At 72.0% G+C, this 17,162-nt stretch carries 17 protein-coding genes and 2 tRNA genes; 13 read left to right on the top strand and 6 right to left on the bottom strand.

The window, feature by feature from the left end; translation table 11 throughout:
* Positions 1–161: 161 nt before the first annotated feature.
* Positions 162–668, bottom strand: coding sequence for an SSI family serine proteinase inhibitor (locus tag ACWD0J_RS19990; RefSeq protein ID WP_451497141.1), 507 nt, complete (start codon positions 666–668; stop codon positions 162–164).
* Between the two features lie 159 nt (positions 669–827).
* On the opposite strand from ACWD0J_RS19990, the gene ACWD0J_RS19995 reads away from it, so the two are divergent.
* Positions 828–918 (top strand) — tRNA-Ser (locus ACWD0J_RS19995).
* A gap of 186 nt (positions 919–1,104) precedes the next feature.
* Positions 1,105–1,177, top strand: a tRNA-Arg gene (locus ACWD0J_RS20000).
* Positions 1,178–1,391: 214 nt separating this feature from the next.
* Here ACWD0J_RS20000 and ACWD0J_RS20005 read toward each other — a convergent pair.
* The 3 genes from ACWD0J_RS20005 to ACWD0J_RS20015 all read right to left on the bottom strand — a co-directional run bounded on the left by ACWD0J_RS20005 (position 1,392) and on the right by ACWD0J_RS20015 (position 3,278).
* Complete coding sequence (locus tag ACWD0J_RS20005) at positions 1,392–1,901, bottom strand: GtrA family protein (RefSeq protein WP_451497205.1); 510 nt, start codon at positions 1,899–1,901, stop codon at positions 1,392–1,394.
* Between the two features lie 386 nt (positions 1,902–2,287).
* The gene (locus ACWD0J_RS20010; RefSeq protein WP_451497206.1) at positions 2,288–2,692 is read right to left on the bottom strand and encodes a hypothetical protein; all 405 of its coding nucleotides are present in this window, start codon (positions 2,690–2,692) and stop codon (positions 2,288–2,290) included.
* Positions 2,693–2,789: 97 nt separating this feature from the next.
* Positions 2,790–3,278 carry a MarR family winged helix-turn-helix transcriptional regulator gene (locus ACWD0J_RS20015; RefSeq protein WP_451497142.1) on the bottom strand — a complete coding sequence of 163 codons (489 nt, stop codon included), beginning with the start codon at positions 3,276–3,278 and terminating at the stop codon, positions 2,790–2,792.
* A gap of 93 nt (positions 3,279–3,371) precedes the next feature.
* On the opposite strand from ACWD0J_RS20015, the gene ACWD0J_RS20020 reads away from it, so the two are divergent.
* From ACWD0J_RS20020 to ACWD0J_RS20055, 8 genes are all read left to right on the top strand, one after another.
* Positions 3,372–3,821, top strand: a complete 450-nt coding sequence (locus tag ACWD0J_RS20020) for an HGxxPAAW family protein (protein WP_451497143.1) — start codon at positions 3,372–3,374, stop codon at positions 3,819–3,821.
* Between the two features lie 62 nt (positions 3,822–3,883).
* Positions 3,884–4,756 carry a DUF2797 domain-containing protein gene (locus ACWD0J_RS20025; RefSeq protein WP_451497144.1) on the top strand — a complete coding sequence of 291 codons (873 nt, stop codon included), beginning with the start codon at positions 3,884–3,886 and terminating at the stop codon, positions 4,754–4,756.
* 427 nt (positions 4,757–5,183) lie between these two features.
* A complete protein-coding gene (locus ACWD0J_RS20030) occupies positions 5,184–5,924 on the top strand; it encodes a response regulator transcription factor (protein ID WP_451497145.1) in 741 nt (246 codons plus the stop codon).
* The gene (locus tag ACWD0J_RS20035) at positions 5,921–7,516 is read left to right on the top strand and encodes a sensor histidine kinase (RefSeq protein ID WP_451497146.1); all 1,596 of its coding nucleotides are present in this window, start codon (positions 5,921–5,923) and stop codon (positions 7,514–7,516) included. Before ACWD0J_RS20030 ends, ACWD0J_RS20035 begins: the two co-directional genes overlap by 4 nt.
* A 14-nt stretch (positions 7,517–7,530) precedes the next feature.
* Positions 7,531–9,045: a glycosyltransferase gene (locus ACWD0J_RS20040; protein ID WP_451497147.1), complete on the top strand. Its 1,515-nt coding sequence runs from the start codon at positions 7,531–7,533 to the stop codon at positions 9,043–9,045.
* Complete coding sequence (locus ACWD0J_RS20045) at positions 9,042–11,267, top strand: ArnT family glycosyltransferase (protein WP_451497148.1); 2,226 nt, start codon at positions 9,042–9,044, stop codon at positions 11,265–11,267. Before ACWD0J_RS20040 ends, ACWD0J_RS20045 begins: the two co-directional genes overlap by 4 nt.
* Positions 11,268–11,425: 158 nt before the next feature.
* Complete coding sequence (locus ACWD0J_RS20050) at positions 11,426–12,931, top strand: MFS transporter (RefSeq protein WP_451497149.1); 1,506 nt, start codon at positions 11,426–11,428, stop codon at positions 12,929–12,931.
* A 146-nt stretch (positions 12,932–13,077) separates the two neighbouring features.
* A complete protein-coding gene (locus tag ACWD0J_RS20055; protein WP_451497150.1) occupies positions 13,078–13,836 on the top strand; it encodes a TetR/AcrR family transcriptional regulator in 759 nt (252 codons plus the stop codon).
* Positions 13,837–13,882: 46 nt separating this feature from the next.
* On the opposite strand, the gene ACWD0J_RS20060 is transcribed toward ACWD0J_RS20055, so the two are convergent.
* Positions 13,883–14,359 (bottom strand): PPOX class F420-dependent oxidoreductase, encoded by a 477-nt coding sequence (locus ACWD0J_RS20060; protein WP_451497151.1) that lies wholly within the window; start codon positions 14,357–14,359, stop codon positions 13,883–13,885.
* A 121-nt stretch (positions 14,360–14,480) separates the two neighbouring features.
* Entirely contained in the window at positions 14,481–14,846 is a 366-nt protein-coding gene (locus ACWD0J_RS20065; RefSeq protein WP_451497152.1) for an STAS domain-containing protein, read from the bottom strand.
* 222 nt (positions 14,847–15,068) lie between these two features.
* On the opposite strand from ACWD0J_RS20065, the gene ACWD0J_RS20070 reads away from it, so the two are divergent.
* From ACWD0J_RS20070 to ACWD0J_RS20080, 3 genes are all read left to right on the top strand, one after another.
* A complete protein-coding gene (locus ACWD0J_RS20070; RefSeq protein ID WP_451497153.1) occupies positions 15,069–15,791 on the top strand; it encodes a GAF and ANTAR domain-containing protein in 723 nt (240 codons plus the stop codon).
* 53 nt (positions 15,792–15,844) lie between these two features.
* Positions 15,845–16,552: a GAF and ANTAR domain-containing protein gene (locus tag ACWD0J_RS20075; protein ID WP_451497154.1), complete on the top strand. Its 708-nt coding sequence runs from the start codon at positions 15,845–15,847 to the stop codon at positions 16,550–16,552.
* Positions 16,553–16,613: 61 nt separating this feature from the next.
* Positions 16,614–17,003 carry a hypothetical protein gene (locus ACWD0J_RS20080; protein WP_451497155.1) on the top strand — a complete coding sequence of 130 codons (390 nt, stop codon included), beginning with the start codon at positions 16,614–16,616 and terminating at the stop codon, positions 17,001–17,003.
* The last annotated feature ends 159 nt before the right edge of the window (positions 17,004–17,162 follow it).

Here is a 17,162-nt window from a genome sequence, read left to right on the forward strand (position 1 = left end):
CATTCCGGGACGGGTACGGAGCCGGGGCATCCGCAGCGACAGTGCTTAGTGACAGCAGTAGCAGTAGCAGTAGCAGTATCAGTAGCAGAGCGGCTTGTCGTGTGAGGGCGGGGACGCCGGCTCGGGCGGGAGCAGCGGGTGGCAGCTGGTCCCGGACGGGGTCAGGAGCCCACCTCGGGCAGCAGCGGTACGAGCCGGTCCCACCGTTCGATCTGGCAGCCGTCGCCGCGGTCGAACGTCGCGTCGACGGGCCGTCCGGCCCAGGTTCCGGTGACGTGCGCGGTGGCGGGCCCGCCGTACTGCATGGTGCAGAAGCCGTCCTTCGGTGCGGGTGCGAAGACGTCCCTCCCCCACCGTGTGCTCCGGTCCACAGCGGCACAGGCGCCGCTCGCGTCGGGATGAGTCCCGCGACTGGGGTGACAGTCCACCTGGAACGTCCCGTCGGCGGAGGCACCCGCGTTCCGCACGGTGACGATGAGGTGATCACCGACGGGCGCCCGGTCCTCGCCCCGGACGGGCGGGGGCGCGAAGGAGGGGACGGCGGGAACGGCGGCCGCCGTGGGTACCGCGGCGATGGACACGACTGAGCTCACGGCGCCGGCGGAGCCGACGGCGAGGAGGAGCCGGGTGAAACCTGGGAACCGGCCGAGCCGGGTGACCTGCGACATGACCTGACTAACGCGGCGGATCACGGGACGTTGCGCGGCCCGGTAAGGACTTTGCCCTGCGGGCCGCCTGCCTAGTACCGTGGGAGGCGATTGGTGACACCCCGCTCGACTGTGTCATCATCTGCACGCACCACTCGCGCTCGCGCGAGCGGTTGTGCGGGAGGCGTCGCCTAGTCCGGTCTATGGCGCCGCACTGCTAATGCGGTTTGGGCCTTAAAGCCCATCGAGGGTTCAAATCCCTCCGCCTCCGCGCCTGATCACGAAGCCCCGGTCCACGGACTGGGGCTTCGTCGTTCCCGCCTCCCTCTTCTGACACGTTTCCGCAGGTCACAAGCGGTATGGCAAACGGATTTCACATGGCGGCGGCAGTCATGTAATGTTCTTCCTGTCGCCGCGAGCGGCCCAGAAGGGCCAAGAGCGGCGGAAAACAGAACAAGCACTCGTAGCTTAACGGATAGAGCATCTGACTACGGATCAGAAGGTTGCAGGTTCGAATCCTGCCGAGTGCACACAGGTCAAAGGCCCCGGATCACTCCGGGGCCTTTGGCGTTTCAGGGTGTACGGCGGGGAGAGGGCTGGGAACTCCCCGGGCAACCCCGTCCGGGCCCTCGGGAGAGCCGGTCGGTCGCGCCGGGCCTCCGCGGACGCCTCGTGCCTTTCGGGTGGGCCGCCTGGTCCGTCCGGTCCGTCCATTGCATCCGGTCCGTTCGGTCCGTTCGGCGGTCATCCGGCGAACGCCTGCGCTCTCACGAACGGAAGGTTCCAGTCGTCGTCCGTTCTGCGCGGCTGTGTGAAGTGGGGCTGCGGGGTGGTCGTCCTCGGCTCACGCGGTGTCCTCCGGTCGTGCGTCGCCGGCTGCTTGCGGTCGCCGGTCGTGAAGACGAACAGGCGCAGGACCAGGAAGCGGCCTATCCCGGCGAGACCGGACGCGGAGAGGTACACCGCCTGTTGCCACAGCATGCTCGGCGACGACTGGAGCGCGTGCAGCAGGAACACCGCGGCGCAGGTCACCACGTACGCGGCCGTGGCCGAGCCCGCGGACTGCAGGTGCCGGCGCCAGCCGGCGCGGCGGCCCGTGCCGAAGGTGAAGAGCGCGTGCAGCTCGGTGCACAGCAGGGTGGACGCGACGGTGATCACCGCGTTCGCGACCGCCCAGGGCATCGTCCGGGCGAGCAGCGGTACGGCGAGGCCGGCGAGGAGGCCGATGCCGCCGCCGCAGATCACGAACCGGATGAAGGAGGCGAAGGGGCCCGGAGCCGTGGTGGACGCCGTGGACGCCGTGGACGCCGTGGACGCGGGGGATGTGGGGGACGCGGGGGACGTGGTGGGTACGGAGATCGCGGAGGTCACGGGCGTCGTGCGGGCCGCTCGTGGCTCGCCGCGCGTGGGCTGCGGCTTCGGCGTGAGCAGCGACTCCATGACGATTCCTTCCGGACGGGCCTTGAACCTCGTGGATTCAGCTGACACCGGCCGGACTTCAATCGGCCTTCAGTCGAGCTTCAGCTGGGATCAGCCAGGTTCAACGATGCCCTCGTCCGCTAGCGGGAACGATGGAGCGCCCTACCGGATCGGGGGTGGAGCCAGCCCCACCATGCCCGGGGGGTCACCCCCGACGCCGCTCACCGCAGGAGCCGCAGAAAACCGCCGTGTGCCGCGCCCGAGCCCAGCAGTTGGGGCCAGTCGATCTCTTCGGGCATCCGGTCGAGGGACAGGACGATCGCGCCGCCCGCCTGTTCCGCGTCACCGCGCCAGGCGGCCATGGCGTCCATGCCGTCCTCGCTCGCGCCGGTCCCGTCGAGGACCGGGGCGACCATGGCCGGGATCATCACCCCGGCCTCACCCGGGCCGTCCACCACGCACACGGTGAGTTTGGGGAGAAGGCTCCAGCCCTGGCACAGGGGCACCGAGCCGTCCGGCGCGGTCACGGACGGCAGTTGGCCGTGGAGGACGGGGGTGTCGGAGAGGAGGAGTACGGGAGGACCGGGCGGCGTGGCTCTTATGAACAGGGTGTTCTCGGGATTCATCAGCACCGGGCCACTTTCGCAGGGGCACCGGGCGTGACGCGCCCTCGGTCCGCCTGTCGTGCGCGCCGGGTTTCCCGCTTCGGCACTGCGTCCGGTGTCACTCCCCCTTGGCGTCGCGGTCGCGGAGTTCCTCGATGTACCCGTGCGCCAGAGCCGTCGCGCGGGTGAACCAGTCGGTGATGGCGGCGAGTTCGCCGGTGGAGTAGTCGGCGAAGAGGTCGGTCAGGCGGGCGTAGTGGGGGGCGTAGAGGGCCACGACGCGGGTGACCGCGTCCGGCACGGCGGCCACGCGGACGCGGCGGCGGTCCGCCGGGTCGGGGACGCGGGTGACGTAACCGGCGCGTTCGAGGCGGTTGAGGATGCCGGTCACGCCGCCGGTGGTGACGTGGGCGCGTTCGGCGATCTCGCCGGCCGTCAGGAGGTTCTCGCCGGCCTGGAGGACGTAGGCGAAGCACAGGAGGTCGGTGACGTTCAGGCCCAGTCGCTGGGCCATCTCCTGCTGGCCGAGCAGGTGGGCCGCGACGAGGGAGTCCATCGCCGAGAGCGCCTGGGCCGGAGTGGCGGCGGGGCGCGACGTGGCTGGCATGACGAGTTCCTGTTTCCCTTAGCTTGTGAGAGGTTTAGGCGGTAAACTTCTTACGTCGTGAGGTACCCGTACGAGAGGAAGGCGGGCGGGCACGTGAGCGCACATCAGTATGACGAGGGGCACACGGTCGCGGGCTGGACCGGGTTCGGCATCGCGACCGTCGGGACCACGGTGCTGGGTCTGGGGGTGTGTCTGGTGTCGGTGCCGCTCCTGGTGGCCGGCGCCGGGATCGACGTCGTGAGCCTCCTCGTCACCTGGGTCCTGCATCTCACCGGCTGGGGCAAGCCGCCGGGGATCCGGCCGAGGGGGGAGTGGGGAATGCGGGTGCGGGACAGGGGAGCGCGTGCCGGGCACCCCGGGTGTGTCGGGTGCCGGCTGGCGGGGCGGGGGGTTCGTCGTACGGCGGTGGTGGCCGCATCCGGGGCGGGGGTCGTGTCCGGGGCGAGGGCCGTGTCCGGAGCTGGAGCTGGGGCCGTGTCCGGAGCCGGGGTCGTGTCCGGGGCCGGTGAACCGGTGCCGGCCACCGCTCCCTCCGGGGGCTGACGTCCGCGCCCCGGCCTCCGCGGGGCCGCCGTTGTCAGTGGTGCCCTCTACGCTCGGGAGGGATGGCACAGGCATGGAAGTGCTCGGGGCTGAGGTGGTCGGCGGACGGTCCCGTGCTGATGTGGGACGGCGGGCGGCGCACTGCGCTGACCTGGGGGAAGCGGGTGGCCTTCGAGGTCGCGGAAGGGGGCGTGCGGACATGTGTGGGAGCGCGGGGGCATCCATGTCCGAGGCGGGCGGCCGTCGCGGGGCGGAGTACGGGGGCGCGCTGCGAGGAGTGCGCGCGGCTGGACCGGGCGCACTCCGTCGCCGCCGACACGCTCGCGGACGACCCGCGGCCGTACCGGGTGTATCTGGCGTGGTTCGGGCCCGGTCTGCTCAAGGTCGGCATCACCGCCGAAGAGCGAGGCTCCGCGCGCCTGCTCGAACAGGGCGCCGTCTGCTTCAGCTGGCTGGGCACCGGCCCGCTGATGGCGGCCCGGCGCACCGAGGAACTGCTGCGTGCCGCACTCGGGGTGCCGGACCGCATCCCGTACGCGGAGAAGCGGGCGGTCCGGGCCCGGTTGCCGGGATCATCGGCGGAACGAGCCGCTGAGATCACGGAGGTGCACGCCCGGGCCGTGGCACTCGGCGGATGGCCGGAGTCGCTCACGCCCGCGCCCTGCGGGCCCGTCGATCACGTGGGCGTGTTCGGACTCACCGGCCTGGCCGTGCTCACCGGTGAGGTGAGCGAGCTCGTCGCCGGCGGTGCGGTCGGCGGGCGGCTGGTGGCGGTGGCCGGGCCCGACCTGCACCTGGAGACGGGCGACGGGGTGGTGGTGCTCGACACGCGGCTGATGACCGGGTGGGAGCTGGTTCCCTCCACGAGCGGGCAGCTGTCCGTGCCCGTGCGGGCGTTCAGAGGACCGGCAGTCGTGCAGGACGAGCTGTTCTGAGTCCCCGGGCAGCCCGGTTCCGCGAGAGGCGTACCCCGACCATCCGACCGCCCTCGACCATCCGGCCGCTCCGACCACCCGACCGACCTCGACCACTCGGCCGCCCCTGCCCGCTTCCAACCACCCGACCGCCCTCGACCACCTGACCGCCTCCGACCACCCGACCGACCTCGACCACTCGGCCGCCTCCGACCACCCGGCCGCCCCTGCCCGCTTCCAACCACCCGACCGCCCTCGGCCACCTGACCGCCCCCCGTCCACCCCGTGTGTCCGGTCCCACATCGCGCTTCCTGGTGGGCTTCCTGCCCCGGCGGTGGCCGAACCGGTGGGGTTCCCAGGACTTCCCTGAGAGTCACCTGTGCGTTTCTCAGGAAAATCACAGACAGCCGAAAGGGTGTTCTCAGGGGGCCCCGACAAGGTGTCCATCATGACCACGACCTCGCCCCAGGGGCGCACCGAACTGCTGAGGCCGGACGGGAGCCCCGTCCGAGTGCTTGTGGTGGACGACGAGTTGTCGATCACCGAACTGCTGTCCATGGCCCTGCGCTACGAGGGATGGCAGATCCGGAGCGCGGGTGACGGAACGGGCGCCATCCAGACCGCCCGTGATTTCCGCCCCGACGCCGTCGTCCTGGACATGATGCTGCCGGACATGGACGGGCTGACCGTTCTGGGCCGGCTGCGGCGTGAGCTGCCGGACGTTCCCGTCCTGTTCCTCACCGCGAAGGACGCCGTCGAGGACCGCATCGCCGGGCTGACCGCCGGGGGCGACGACTACGTCACCAAACCGTTCAGCCTGGAAGAGGTCGTCGCCCGGCTGCGCGGGCTCATCCGGCGCTCCGGTGCCGCCGACCGGCGCTCCGAGTCCACGCTGGTCGTGGGTGACCTCACCCTGGACGAGGACAGCCACGAGGTGTCGCGGGGCGGGGAGAACATCCACCTCACCGCCACCGAGTTCGAGCTGCTGCGCTTCCTCATGCGCAACCCGCGCCGCGTGCTCAGCAAGGCCCAGATCCTGGACCGCGTGTGGTCCTACGACTTCGGCGGCCAGGCCAATGTGGTGGAGCTCTACATCTCCTACCTGCGCCGCAAGATCGACGCCGGCCGTGAGCCGATGATCCACACCCGGCGCGGCGCCGGCTACCTGATCAAGCCCGCCGCCTCATGAGCGGGCGACGACGGCCGCGTACGCAGAAGAAGCGAGCGGGCAAGCCGCGCACCCTGCGGAGCCGGCTCGTCGTCGCGTCGGTGGTACTGATCGCCGTGGTCTGCGCGGTGATCGGCACCGTGACGACAATCGCGCTGCGGTCGCATCTGTACGAGCAGCTGGACGGGCAGGTGTACGAGGCCGCGGCGCGGGCGTCGGGTAACTTCGAGCCGCCCGGCGGCACCCCGGGCGGACAGCCGCCGCCCAGGAAGACCCTCGACCAGCTCGTCACGAACGGTCCGCAGCCGAGGGGCACCGTCGCGGCGGAGGTCGCCAACGGCTCCGTCACCGAGGGCAGGGTCGGCGAGAAGAGCGCCGAAGACTACGAGACGGACGCGGTGAAGCTCACCGCGGCCCAGCTGAAGGCGCTCGACTCCGTCCCCAAGGACAACAGCGCGCACACGGTGGAGATCCCCGGGCTCGGCGACTACCGCGTCACGTACGCGGACGGCCCCAACGGCGCCTACTACGTCGCCATCCCCACCGCCGACACCGACAGCACCGTCAACACCCTGATCCTCGTCGAGCTGAGCGTCACCGCCGCCGGCCTGGTCGCGGCCGGCATCGCCGCGTACGTGCTGGTCGGCGTCGCCACCCGCCCCCTGCGCAAGGTCGCCGCCACCGCCACCCGGGTCTCCGAACTCCCCCTGCACACCGGCGAGGTCAACCTCAGCGAGCGGGTGTCCGACTCCGAGACCGACCCGCACACCGAGGTGGGCCAGGTCGGCGCGGCGCTCAACCGGATGCTGAACCACGTCCACGGCGCGCTGCACGCACGCCAGCAGAGCGAGATGCGGGTACGGCAGTTCGTCGCGGACGCCAGCCATGAGCTGAGAACACCGCTCGCCTCCATCCGCGGGTACGCCGAGCTGACCCGGCGCGGCAGAGAGCAGGTCGGGCCCGACACCCGGCACGCCCTGGGCCGGATCGAGTCCGAGGCGGGGCGGATGACCTTCCTCGTGGAGGACCTGCTGCTGCTCGCCCGCCTGGACGCCGGGCGGCCGCTGCGGTTCGAGCAGACCGACCTCGTACCGCTCGTCGTGGACACCGTCAGCGACGCGCGCGCGGCCGGGCCGGACCACAACTGGCGGCTCGACCTGCCCGACGAGCCGGCGCTCGTGTCCGCGGACGCGGCCCGCCTGCAGCAGGTGCTGGTCAACCTGCTGGCCAACGCCCGTACGCACACGCCACCCGGTACGACCGTCACCGCGCGCGTGCAGCGGCGCGGGCCGTGGCTGTGCGTGGACGTGGAGGACAACGGCCAGGGCATCCCGCCGGAGCTGCTGCCACGGGTCTTCGAACGGTTCGCGCGCGGCGACTCGTCGCGTTCGCGTGCCTCCGGGTCCACCGGGCTGGGGCTCGCGATCGTGCAGGCGGTCGCGACCGCGCACGACGGCGCGGTGACCGTCGACAGTGTTCCCGGGCGCACCGTCTTCACCGTCCACCTGCCCGCACTGGGTCCCTCGGCGCCCCATCCGGCGCCCGAAACGAACTGGCAATCGCACTCACAGGCGCAGCACAGCGCCGCCATATGGGTGCAACAGCGGGCTTGACCAGAGTCGTTGACATGCGAACCGACTCTTCTCCCGGCACGCTGCCGGCGCGGGAGCACCTCCCGGCCACAGACGCCGGTACGCCTGTCCTGGACGTAGTGATCCCCGTCTACAACGAGGAGAAGGACCTCCAGCCGTGTGTGCTGAGACTGCACGACCATCTCCGGCGCACCTTCCCGTACACGTTCCGCATCACGATCGCGGACAACGCGTCGACGGACACCACCCCGCAGGTCTCCGCACGGCTGGCGGCGGAGCTCTCGGAGGTGCGGGCGTTCCGGCTGGAGCAGAAGGGCCGCGGCCGGGCGCTGCGGACCGTCTGGTCCGCCTCGGACGCCCCGGTCCTCGCCTACATGGACGTGGACCTCTCCACCGACCTCAACGCCCTGCTGCCGCTGGTGGCACCGCTGATCTCGGGCCACTCCGACCTGGCGATCGGCTCCCGGCTCGCCCGTAGCTCGCGGGTGGTCCGCGGGCCGAAGCGGGAGTTCATCAGCCGCGCCTACAACCTGATCCTGCGCGGCTCCCTCCAGGCCCGCTTCTCGGACGCGCAGTGCGGGTTCAAGGCGATCCGCCGCGATGTCGCCCAGGTGCTGCTGCCGCTGGTGGAGGACACCGGCTGGTTCTTCGACACCGAGATGCTGGTGCTGGCCGAGCGGGCGGGCCTCAGGATCCACGAGGTGCCGGTGGACTGGGTCGACGACCCGGACTCCACCGTCCACATCGTCAAGACGGCGACCGACGACCTCAAGGGCGTGTGGCGGGTGGGCAAGGCCCTGGCCACCGGTTCGCTGCCGCTGGACCGGATCGCCCGTCCGTTCGGCGACGATCCGCGCGACCGCGAGATCCAGGACGTACCGAAGGGGCTGGCCCGCCAGCTCGTCGGCTTCTGTGTGGTCGGCGGTCTGTCCACCCTCTTCTACCTGCTGCTGTACAGCGTCTTCCGGCAGTTCGGCGGCGCGCAGCCGGCCAACGCGCTCGCGCTGCTCGTCTCGGCGGTCGCGAACACGGCGGCCAACCGGCGCCTGACCTTCGGGGTGCGCGGGCGGGGCGGCGCCGTCCGGCACCAGGCGCAGGGCCTGGTCGTCTTCGGTATCGGCCTCGCGCTGACCAGCGGCTCCCTCGCCGCCCTGAACGCGGCGAGCGCCGCCCCGGAGCACTCCACCGAGCTGGCGATCCTCATCGCCGCCAACCTCGCGGCGACGGTGCTGCGCTTCCTGCTCTTCCGGGCGTGGGTGTTCCCCGACCGGCGCGACGGCCAGCCCTCACCGGTGGTGGCCGGCCACACCCCGTCCCCGTCCCCGTCCGCCTACGTCGCGGTGCCGCCCGCGCTCCGGTACGAGCGGCAGCCGCACCCGCCACTGCCGCAGCGCCCGACGGCGAACCGGTACGCCACGGCGCCGCACGCCTCGTACGAGACGGCATACGACACGGCACGCGAGACGGCACACGAGACGGCATACGACACGACGTACGACACGGCATACGACACGGCGTACGAGACCACCGACCCGAGGGACCCCCGATGACCACGCACACCGACCAGCCGGCCCCGCGGGGTCCCGCCGCGTGGGAGCCACCGGCAGCCGGTACCGACACGGCCGTTCAGGAGCCCGTGGCCACCCAGGCCCCGCCCGCCCCCGCATCCGGTGAGCCCCGGCAGCCCTTCGTCCGCGGACTGTGGCGGGGCCGGCCCGAGGACCCCCGCTGGGCGCGCCCCGCGTTCCTCGGGCTGCTGCTCGCGACCGCCGTGCTCTACCTGTACAACCTGAGCGCCTCCGGATACGCCAACTCCTTCTACTCCGCGGCCGTCCAGGCCGGCAGCGAGAGCTGGAAGGCGATGTTCTTCGGCTCGCTGGACGCGGGCAACGCCATCACCGTCGACAAGCCCCCGGCCTCGCTGTGGCCGATGGAGCTGTCGGTGAGGATCTTCGGCTTGAACTCGTGGGCGATCCTGGCCCCCGAGGTCCTGATGGGCGTGGGCACGGTCGCCGTCGTGTACGCCTGCGTGCGCCGCCGGTTCAGCCCCGGGGCCGGTCTGATCGCGGGCGCGGTGCTCGCGCTCACCCCCGTCGCGGCGCTGATGTTCCGGTTCAACAACCCGGACGCGATGCTGGCGTTGCTGATGGCGCTCGCCTGTTACTTCGTCACCCGGGCCCTGGAGGACGGCCGGACCAGGTGGCTGGTGTGGGCCGGTGTCGCGATCGGCTTCGCGTTCCTCGCGAAGACGCTCCAGGCCTTCCTGATCCTGCCGCCGCTGGCGATCGTGTACGCGGTCTGCGCGCCGGTGGCGCTGAGGAAGCGTTTCGGGCAGCTGGCCCTCGCGACGGTTGCGCTGGTCGTCTCCGGCGGCTGGTGGGTCGCGATCGTGGAGCTGTGGCCCGCGTCCTCCCGCCCGTACATCGGCGGCTCGCAGAACAACTCCTTCCTGGAACTGACCTTCGGCTACAACGGCTTCGGCCGGCTGAACGGCGAGGAGACCGGCAGCGTCGGCGGGGGCGGCGGGGGCGGGGGCACCGGACAGTGGGGCGAGACCGGCTGGGACCGGATGTTCAACTCCGAGATCGGCAGCCAGATCTCCTGGCTGCTGCCGGCCGCGCTGATCCTGCTGGTCGCGGGCCTGGTGGCCACCCGCAAGCGCGAGCGGACGTCCGCGACCCGCGGCGCGTTCCTGGTGTGGGGCGGCTCGCTGCTGATCACCCTGGTCGTCTTCAGCTACATGGCGGGCATCTTCCACCAGTACTACACGATCGCCCTCGCCCCCTACCTGGCCGCCGTGATCGGCATGGGCTCGGCGGTCCTGTGGGAGCGGCGCGCGCAGCTCTGGGCGTCCCTCACACTCGCGGCGGCCGTCGTGGCGAGCGCCGCCTGGGGGTACGTCCTCCTCAACCGCACTCCGGACCACCTGCCCTGGCTGAAGTGGCTGGTCCTCGTCGGCGGCCTGGTCGCCGCGCTCGGCCTGATCTTCGTGGCCCGGCTGGGCCGGCGACTCGCGCTCGCCGCGGTGGGCCTGGGCATCGCGGCCTCGCTGGCCGGTCCGACCGCGTACACGCTGAGCACCGTGAACTCCGCGCACACCGGCTCCATCCCCACGGCCGGTCCGGCGGGCGCGAGCATGATGGGCGGCCGGGGCGGCGGTCCCGGCGGCGGTGGCGGCATGGGCGGCGGTATGCCCGGCGGTGGCCAGAACCAGCAGAACGGCAACGGGACGCAGGGAGTCCCGGGCGGCGGCACCGGCGGCACGGGCGGCTTCCCCGGCGGCGGCATGCCCGGCCAGAACGGCAACACCCAGGGCCAGGCCCCGCAGGGCAACGGCTTCCCCGGCGGGGGAGGTGCGGCCTCCGGCGAGGGCGGCCGGACGGGCGGCGCGGGCGTGGGCGGCCTGCTCAACGGTGCCACCGTCACCGCCGAGGCCAGGAAGCTGCTGGAGGCCGACGCCGACCGGTACACCTGGGCCGCCGCGGCCATCGGCGCGCAGAACGCCGCGAGCTACCAACTCGCCACGGGTGACGCGGTGATGGCGATCGGCGGCTTCAACGGCACCGACCCGTCGCCGACGCTGGCCCAGTTCAAGAAGTACGTGGCGGACGGCGACATCCACTACTTCATCTCCTCCGGCTCCGGCTCCGGGGGCGGCACGGGCGGCAGCGGCGACGGCACGTCCGCGCAGATCACCTCGTGGGTCGAGGCCACCTTCAAGAAGGTCACGGTCGGTTCGGCCACCTTCTACGACCTCACGCAGAAGGCGTAGGCGGCCGGCTCCGGAAGTCCGACCTCACAGAAGGGCCGACCTCACAGAGGTCCGACCTCACAGAGGTCCGACCTCACAGAAGGGCGGTGGCCGTGGGCCACCGCCCTTCCTCAGTGCTGCCTTGTACGCCGTATGGGAACTGTTCTACGGTGTACAGCATGACGACGTCTCCCCAGGAACAGGCCCCCGAGCGGACCCAGGACGGCGGTCACCCCCAGCGCTGGCTGATTCTCGGGGTCATCTGCCTCGCCCAGCTCACCGTCGTGCTCGACAACACCGTCCTGAACGTCGCGATCCCCTCGCTCACCCGCGAGCTGGGCGCGGCCACCTCCGACATCCAGTGGATGATCAACGCGTACGCGCTGGTGCAGTCCGGGCTGCTGCTCACCGCGGGCAGCGCCGCCGACCGCTACGGCCGCAAGAAGCTGCTGACAGCGGGCCTGGCGCTGTTCGGCACGGGGTCGCTGGCCGCCGGACTGGCCGACTCCACGGGCCAGTTGATCGCGGCTCGGGCCGGCATGGGCGTCGGCGGCGCGCTGCTGCTGACCACCACCCTCGCCGTGGTGATGCAGATCTTCACGCCCGAGGAGCACGCCAGGGCGATCGGCATCTGGGCCGCGGTCAACGCGCTCGGCTTCGCGTGCGGCCCGCTGGTCGGCGGGTTCGTGCTGGACCACTTCTGGTGGGGCGCGATCTTCCTGATCAACCTGCCGGTCGTGGCACTCGGTCTGGCCGCCGTCGTCACACTGGTCCCCGAGTCCAGGAACCCCCAGGGCGACCGGCCCGACCTGCTCGGCGCGCTGCTGTCGACGATCGGTATGACGGCGTCCGTGTTCGCCATCATCTCCGGTCCCGAACACGGCTGGACGTCGGGCCGGGTGCTGGGCACGGTGGCCGTCGCGGCCGTGGTCCTGACCGCATTCGCGTACTGGGAGAGCCGGATCCCGTACCCCATGCTCGACCTGCGGTTCTTCCGCAACCGCCGGTTCACCGGCGCGGTCGCGGGCCTGGTCCTGATCACCTTCGGCATGACCGGCGCGCTCTTCCTGCTCACCCAGCACATGCAGTTCGTGCTCGGCTACGGCCCTCTGGAGGCGGGCGTGCGGACGGCACCGCTCGCGCTGACGGTCGTGGCGCTGAACTTCTCCGGCCTGTCGGCGAAGTGGACGGGCCGGCTCGGCCTGCCCGTCTCCATCGGGCTGGGCATGGTGCTGATGTCGGCGGGCCTGGTGTCGATCGCGACGATCGCCTCCGGTGGATACGCCGGCACGCTGCTGGGGCTGTTGCTCATCGGGGCGGGGTGCGCCCTGGCCAACCCGGCGATGGCGCACGCCCTGATGAGCGCGATACCGCAGGAGAAGGCGGGGGCCGGCGCCGGTATCAACGGCACGCTGGCGGAGTTGGGGAACGGGCTGGGGGTCGCGGTGCTGGGCGCGGTGCTGAACGCGCGGTTCTCGGCGCTGATTCCGGCCGCGGCCGCCTCATTGCCCGCCGCGTTGGCCTCCGCCGGGTCGGCGCGGGAACGGGCGCAGGTCATCGACGCGTTCTCCTCCGGGCTGGCGACCAGCCAGTTGGTGGGGGCGGTGGCCGTGCTGCTGGGGGGACTGGTCGCCGCCGCGTTGTTGCGCAGGGCGGAGCGGGCAGACTCCGGGGTGGTCGCCTAGGAGCGCGCGGGGCTGGGCAGGCGGGCGGCTGCGGGTGCGTCCCGGCTGGTCGGCAGCCGCGCGGGCGGAGCCGTTCAGGGACACGGCCTCGCGCCCCCGGGGGCGCCTAAGCTGGGCCGGCATCGGAAGATCAAGGAAGGTGCGCCATGGTGGAAGCGGCCCGGCGGGCGGCGCGGACCAGTGTCTGGCTCGCGGGCAAGGCGCGCCGCAGCGGGCGCGGCGGCGGGCAGCCGTCCGGGCTGGACCGGGAGCGGATCACCGAGGCCACCGTGCGGCTGCTGGACGCCGAGGGACTGGCCAGGTTCTCCATGCGCCGGCTCGCCGCCGAGCTGAACGTCACGGCGATGTCCGTCTACTGGTACGTCGACACCAAGGACGATCTCCTCGAACTCGCCCTCGACGCGGTCTTCGGCGAGCTGGACCTGCCCGATCCGGAGACCGGCGAGGACTGGCGCGACCAGTTGCGGGCCCTGGCCCGGGAGTACCGGACGCTGCTGGTCCGCCACCCCTGGCTGTCGCCGCTGGTCGGCACCTACCTCAACATCGGCCCGAACAACCTCGCCTTCTCCCGGGTCGTCCAGCGGGTCCTGCGCAAGACCGGCCTGCCCGCGCACGGCGTCGCCGGGGCCATCGCGGCCGTCTTCCAGTTCGTGTACGGCTACGGCACGATCGAGGGACACTTCTTCGCCCGCGTCGCGGACACCGGCATGACCCCGGACGAGTACTTCCAGGACACCATGAGCACGGTCACGCGGTCCCCGGACGCCGCCGAGGTCGTCCAGGAGTCCACGAGGATCATGGAGGCCCGCGGCGGCGACACGGTCGAGGAGATGATGGAGCGCGACTTCGCGTTCGCCCTGGATCTCCTGGTGGCCGGGATCGAGGCGATGGTGGACCGGGGCTAGGCGGGGCTAGGCGGGGCTCGGTGAGGCTAGGCGGGGCTAGGCGGGGCTAGGGGGTGTCGTCGGACACGAGCCGCGCCGGGAAGCCGCCCGTGGCCACCGGGCCCCACCGCTCCGGCGTGACCCGGATGATCGACTTGCCCTGCTTGAGCATGGCCGCCCGGTACTCGTCCCAGTCGGGGTGCTCACCGGCGATGTTCCGGTAGTACTCCACGAGCGGTTCCACGGAGTCGGGCGAGTCGATGACCTCGGCCGTGCCGTCGATCTGCACCCACGGCCCGTTCCAGTCGTCGCTGAGCACCAGCACGCTGACCCGCGGATCCCGTGTGGCGTTGCGGGTCTTGGCGCGTTCCGGGTAGGTCGAGACGACGATCCGCCCGGAGTCGTCGACCCCGCAGGTCAGCGGGGATCCCTGGGGGCCGCCGTCGGCGCGCCGGGTCAGCAGGATCGCGTGGTGGCGGGGCCGTACGAAGTCCAGCAACTCGTCCAGCGATACGGAGGTGTTGGTCGCGATGTTCGGTGCCATGGCGTCAGCCTAGGACCCCGGCCCCGAGCGCTCGTTCAGGACACCGGCGGGACACCCACACGGAACGCCCGCCAGAACGCCCGCACGGACGCCCGCACGGAAGACCCGCTCCGGGCGCCGGTCACGCCTTCAGCGCCTCGCCGAGGTCGTCGTAGACCGGCACGTCCCGCCGCACGCTCGTCAGCTCCAGGACGCGGCGGGCGACGCCGTCGGGTGCCGCGACCACCCGCAGCCGCACCCGGGGCGGGAGGCCGCGGCGGACGTCCTCGACGAGACGGACGCCCTGGGAGTCCATGAAGCCGGTCCCGGTGAGGTCCAGGACCAGCAGCCGCAGCCGGCCGGCACGGGCGTCCACGGCGGACATGACCCGGTCCAGCAGCTCCGTGGCGTTGCAGAAGTCGATCTCGGGCGGGAGGACGAGCAGGGTGGTGCGGTCGGGCAGATCGCGAAGATCACGCAGCTCGCACGGGCTCGGGAAGAAGGTCACGGCACTCACCTGGCAGACAGAGATCGTCCGGATTCCGGGGGAGGCCACTTCCTGACCTGTCGCCCCCATTTCATCACGCCGGGGAACGTGTCCGGAAGTGCCCCGGCCTCCGACGACCGGACGTCACTTCTGCGCAACCGAGCAGCTAAAGTGCTGTCCGTCCTGTGCTCGCAGTCGGGAATGTGCTGCGGAGCTCTCCTGCGCACGTCCGTTCGGTCGTGCATGCCGAAGAGGTTCGTGGTGGCTGCGTCCGAGTTTCCTGATTTGCCCCGTTTTCCTGCTGGTTTCGAGCTGGCAGAAGCCCTGACGGTGGCGGCTCAGCAACTGCACGACACGGCGACCCCCCACAACACCATGCGCACCGCGGTCCGCCTGGCCGTACACCTGCTGCCCGGCGCGGACCACGCCGGCATCTCGGTGATCGAGCGCTCCCACCACCGCCGTACGGTCGCCTGGACCGACGAGGTCGTGCGCTCCGCCGAGACCGGGCCCGCCGGACACGAGCAGGCGCCGTACTGGGAACACCTGTGGACCGCGCCCGTCGTACGGCTGGAGGACAGCGAGTCCGACGGCGGCGGGGCCCCGCTGGCGGAGCTGGGCCTGCGCTCGGCGCTGTCGCTGCGGCTGCGCGCAGAGCGCCGCCGCCTCACCGTGCTCACGGCCTACGCCCACAAGCCGCGTGCCTTCGACGAGGCCGCCACCCGCGTCGGCCGGCTGTTCACCGCGCACGTCAGTCTCGCCCTGGACTCGGCGACCGTACGGGAGCAGCTGACCGAGGCCATGCGCACCCGGGACCTGATCGGGCAGGCCACCGGGATCCTCATGGAGCGGATGGACATGGACGCCGCGGAAGCGTTCGAGTCGCTGGTCAAGGCCTCACAGCGGGAGAACGTCAAACTGCGCGACCTCGCCCGCCGCATCGTCGACACGAGTCACGCCCCCTGACGGGCCGGGCGGCGCGAGGCGTTAACGGGCGCCGAGGGGATATCAGTACGTTCATGAGCCCGGAGACGCCCGACACGCTGGAGATGGCCATCGTGCGCAGCAGCGGCCTCGACACGCTGCTGCGCGATCTGACCGACCGCGCGGTGCAGGCGGTGCCCGGAGCGGCCGCGTGCAGCATCACGGTGCGCCGGGCCGACCGGCTGCTGACCCTGGCCGGCAGCCGCGGCCTGCCCAGCGGGCTCGACCAGCGCCAGTACGAGAACGGCTCGGGGCCATGTGTCGAGGCCGCCGAGACGGACATCGAGCAGTACGCCCCCGACCTGGCCGACGAGCCTCGCTGGCCCACGTACACGGAGTACGCGCTGTCCGTCGGCGTGCGCTGTGTGCTGGCGATCCCGATCGCCGTGGAGGGGGAAAGAGGCGCCGCCCTCAACCTCTACGGCGTCGAAGCCGGCGCGCTGGACGAGGGCCGGGACGCGGCCCGGGCGTTCGCCGCCCGGGTGAGCGACGCGATCGACGTCGCCCTGCGGGTCGAGCGCCGCCGGGAGTCGGCGACCGATGTGCGCACGGCGCTGCTCTCCCGCAGCGTCATCGACCAGGCGATCGGCATCCTCATGGCGCGGGAGCGGATCGACGCCCGGATCGCGATGGAGCGCCTGCGCCGCGTCTCGCAGGACCACAACGTCAAACTCCGGGACCTGTGCAGCGACCTGGTGGCGCGGGTGACCGACGACGAGCGGTCCGCACGCGGCCGGAACTGAGGGGCGTTCAGTTCGAGCGGACGCCTGCGAGGCCGTGCCCGCAGCGCCTACCGTGGCCCGCATGAGCGCGGGAGACCTCAGCCCCGAGGCACAGTGGCCGCTGCCACCCGCCTGGTTGTGGGACTGCGCCGAGTGCGTCCGCCGTTACGAGGCGATGAAGCACGTACAGGCCGTCATCGCCGGCCTGACCGCGGACGACCCGGGCGTCGACTGGGACGTCACCGACTCCGTCGTCGGCACGCAGATCAGCCTGAGCCGTCATCTGGCCGAAGCCCACCGCGCGGCGCTGCCCGACTGGGACCCCTCCTGCCCGACCTGCGCCGGCCACCGGGACGTCCTGGCCAGGGCACGGGAGCGCACCCCCGCTCTGCCGCCGGGCGCGGTCATGGCCGCCGAGGAACACCGCGCCCGCCACCTGTTCGCACCGCCACGCATCGTCGGCCTGCTGTAGGCCCCCCGCTCGGGTGGGCGACGGCGACGGCGCCCGTGCGGTCGGGCCCACAGCAGCGATGACCCGGCCCGAGCTCGCGCCGGCGGTCAGCCGGGCGGACGCCCGCAGCGGCGGCGGTGGCCGTGAGGTCCGCGGGAGCGGCCTCGCTGCTGACACTCG

The organism is Streptomyces sp. NPDC003011, from assembly GCF_053591515.1.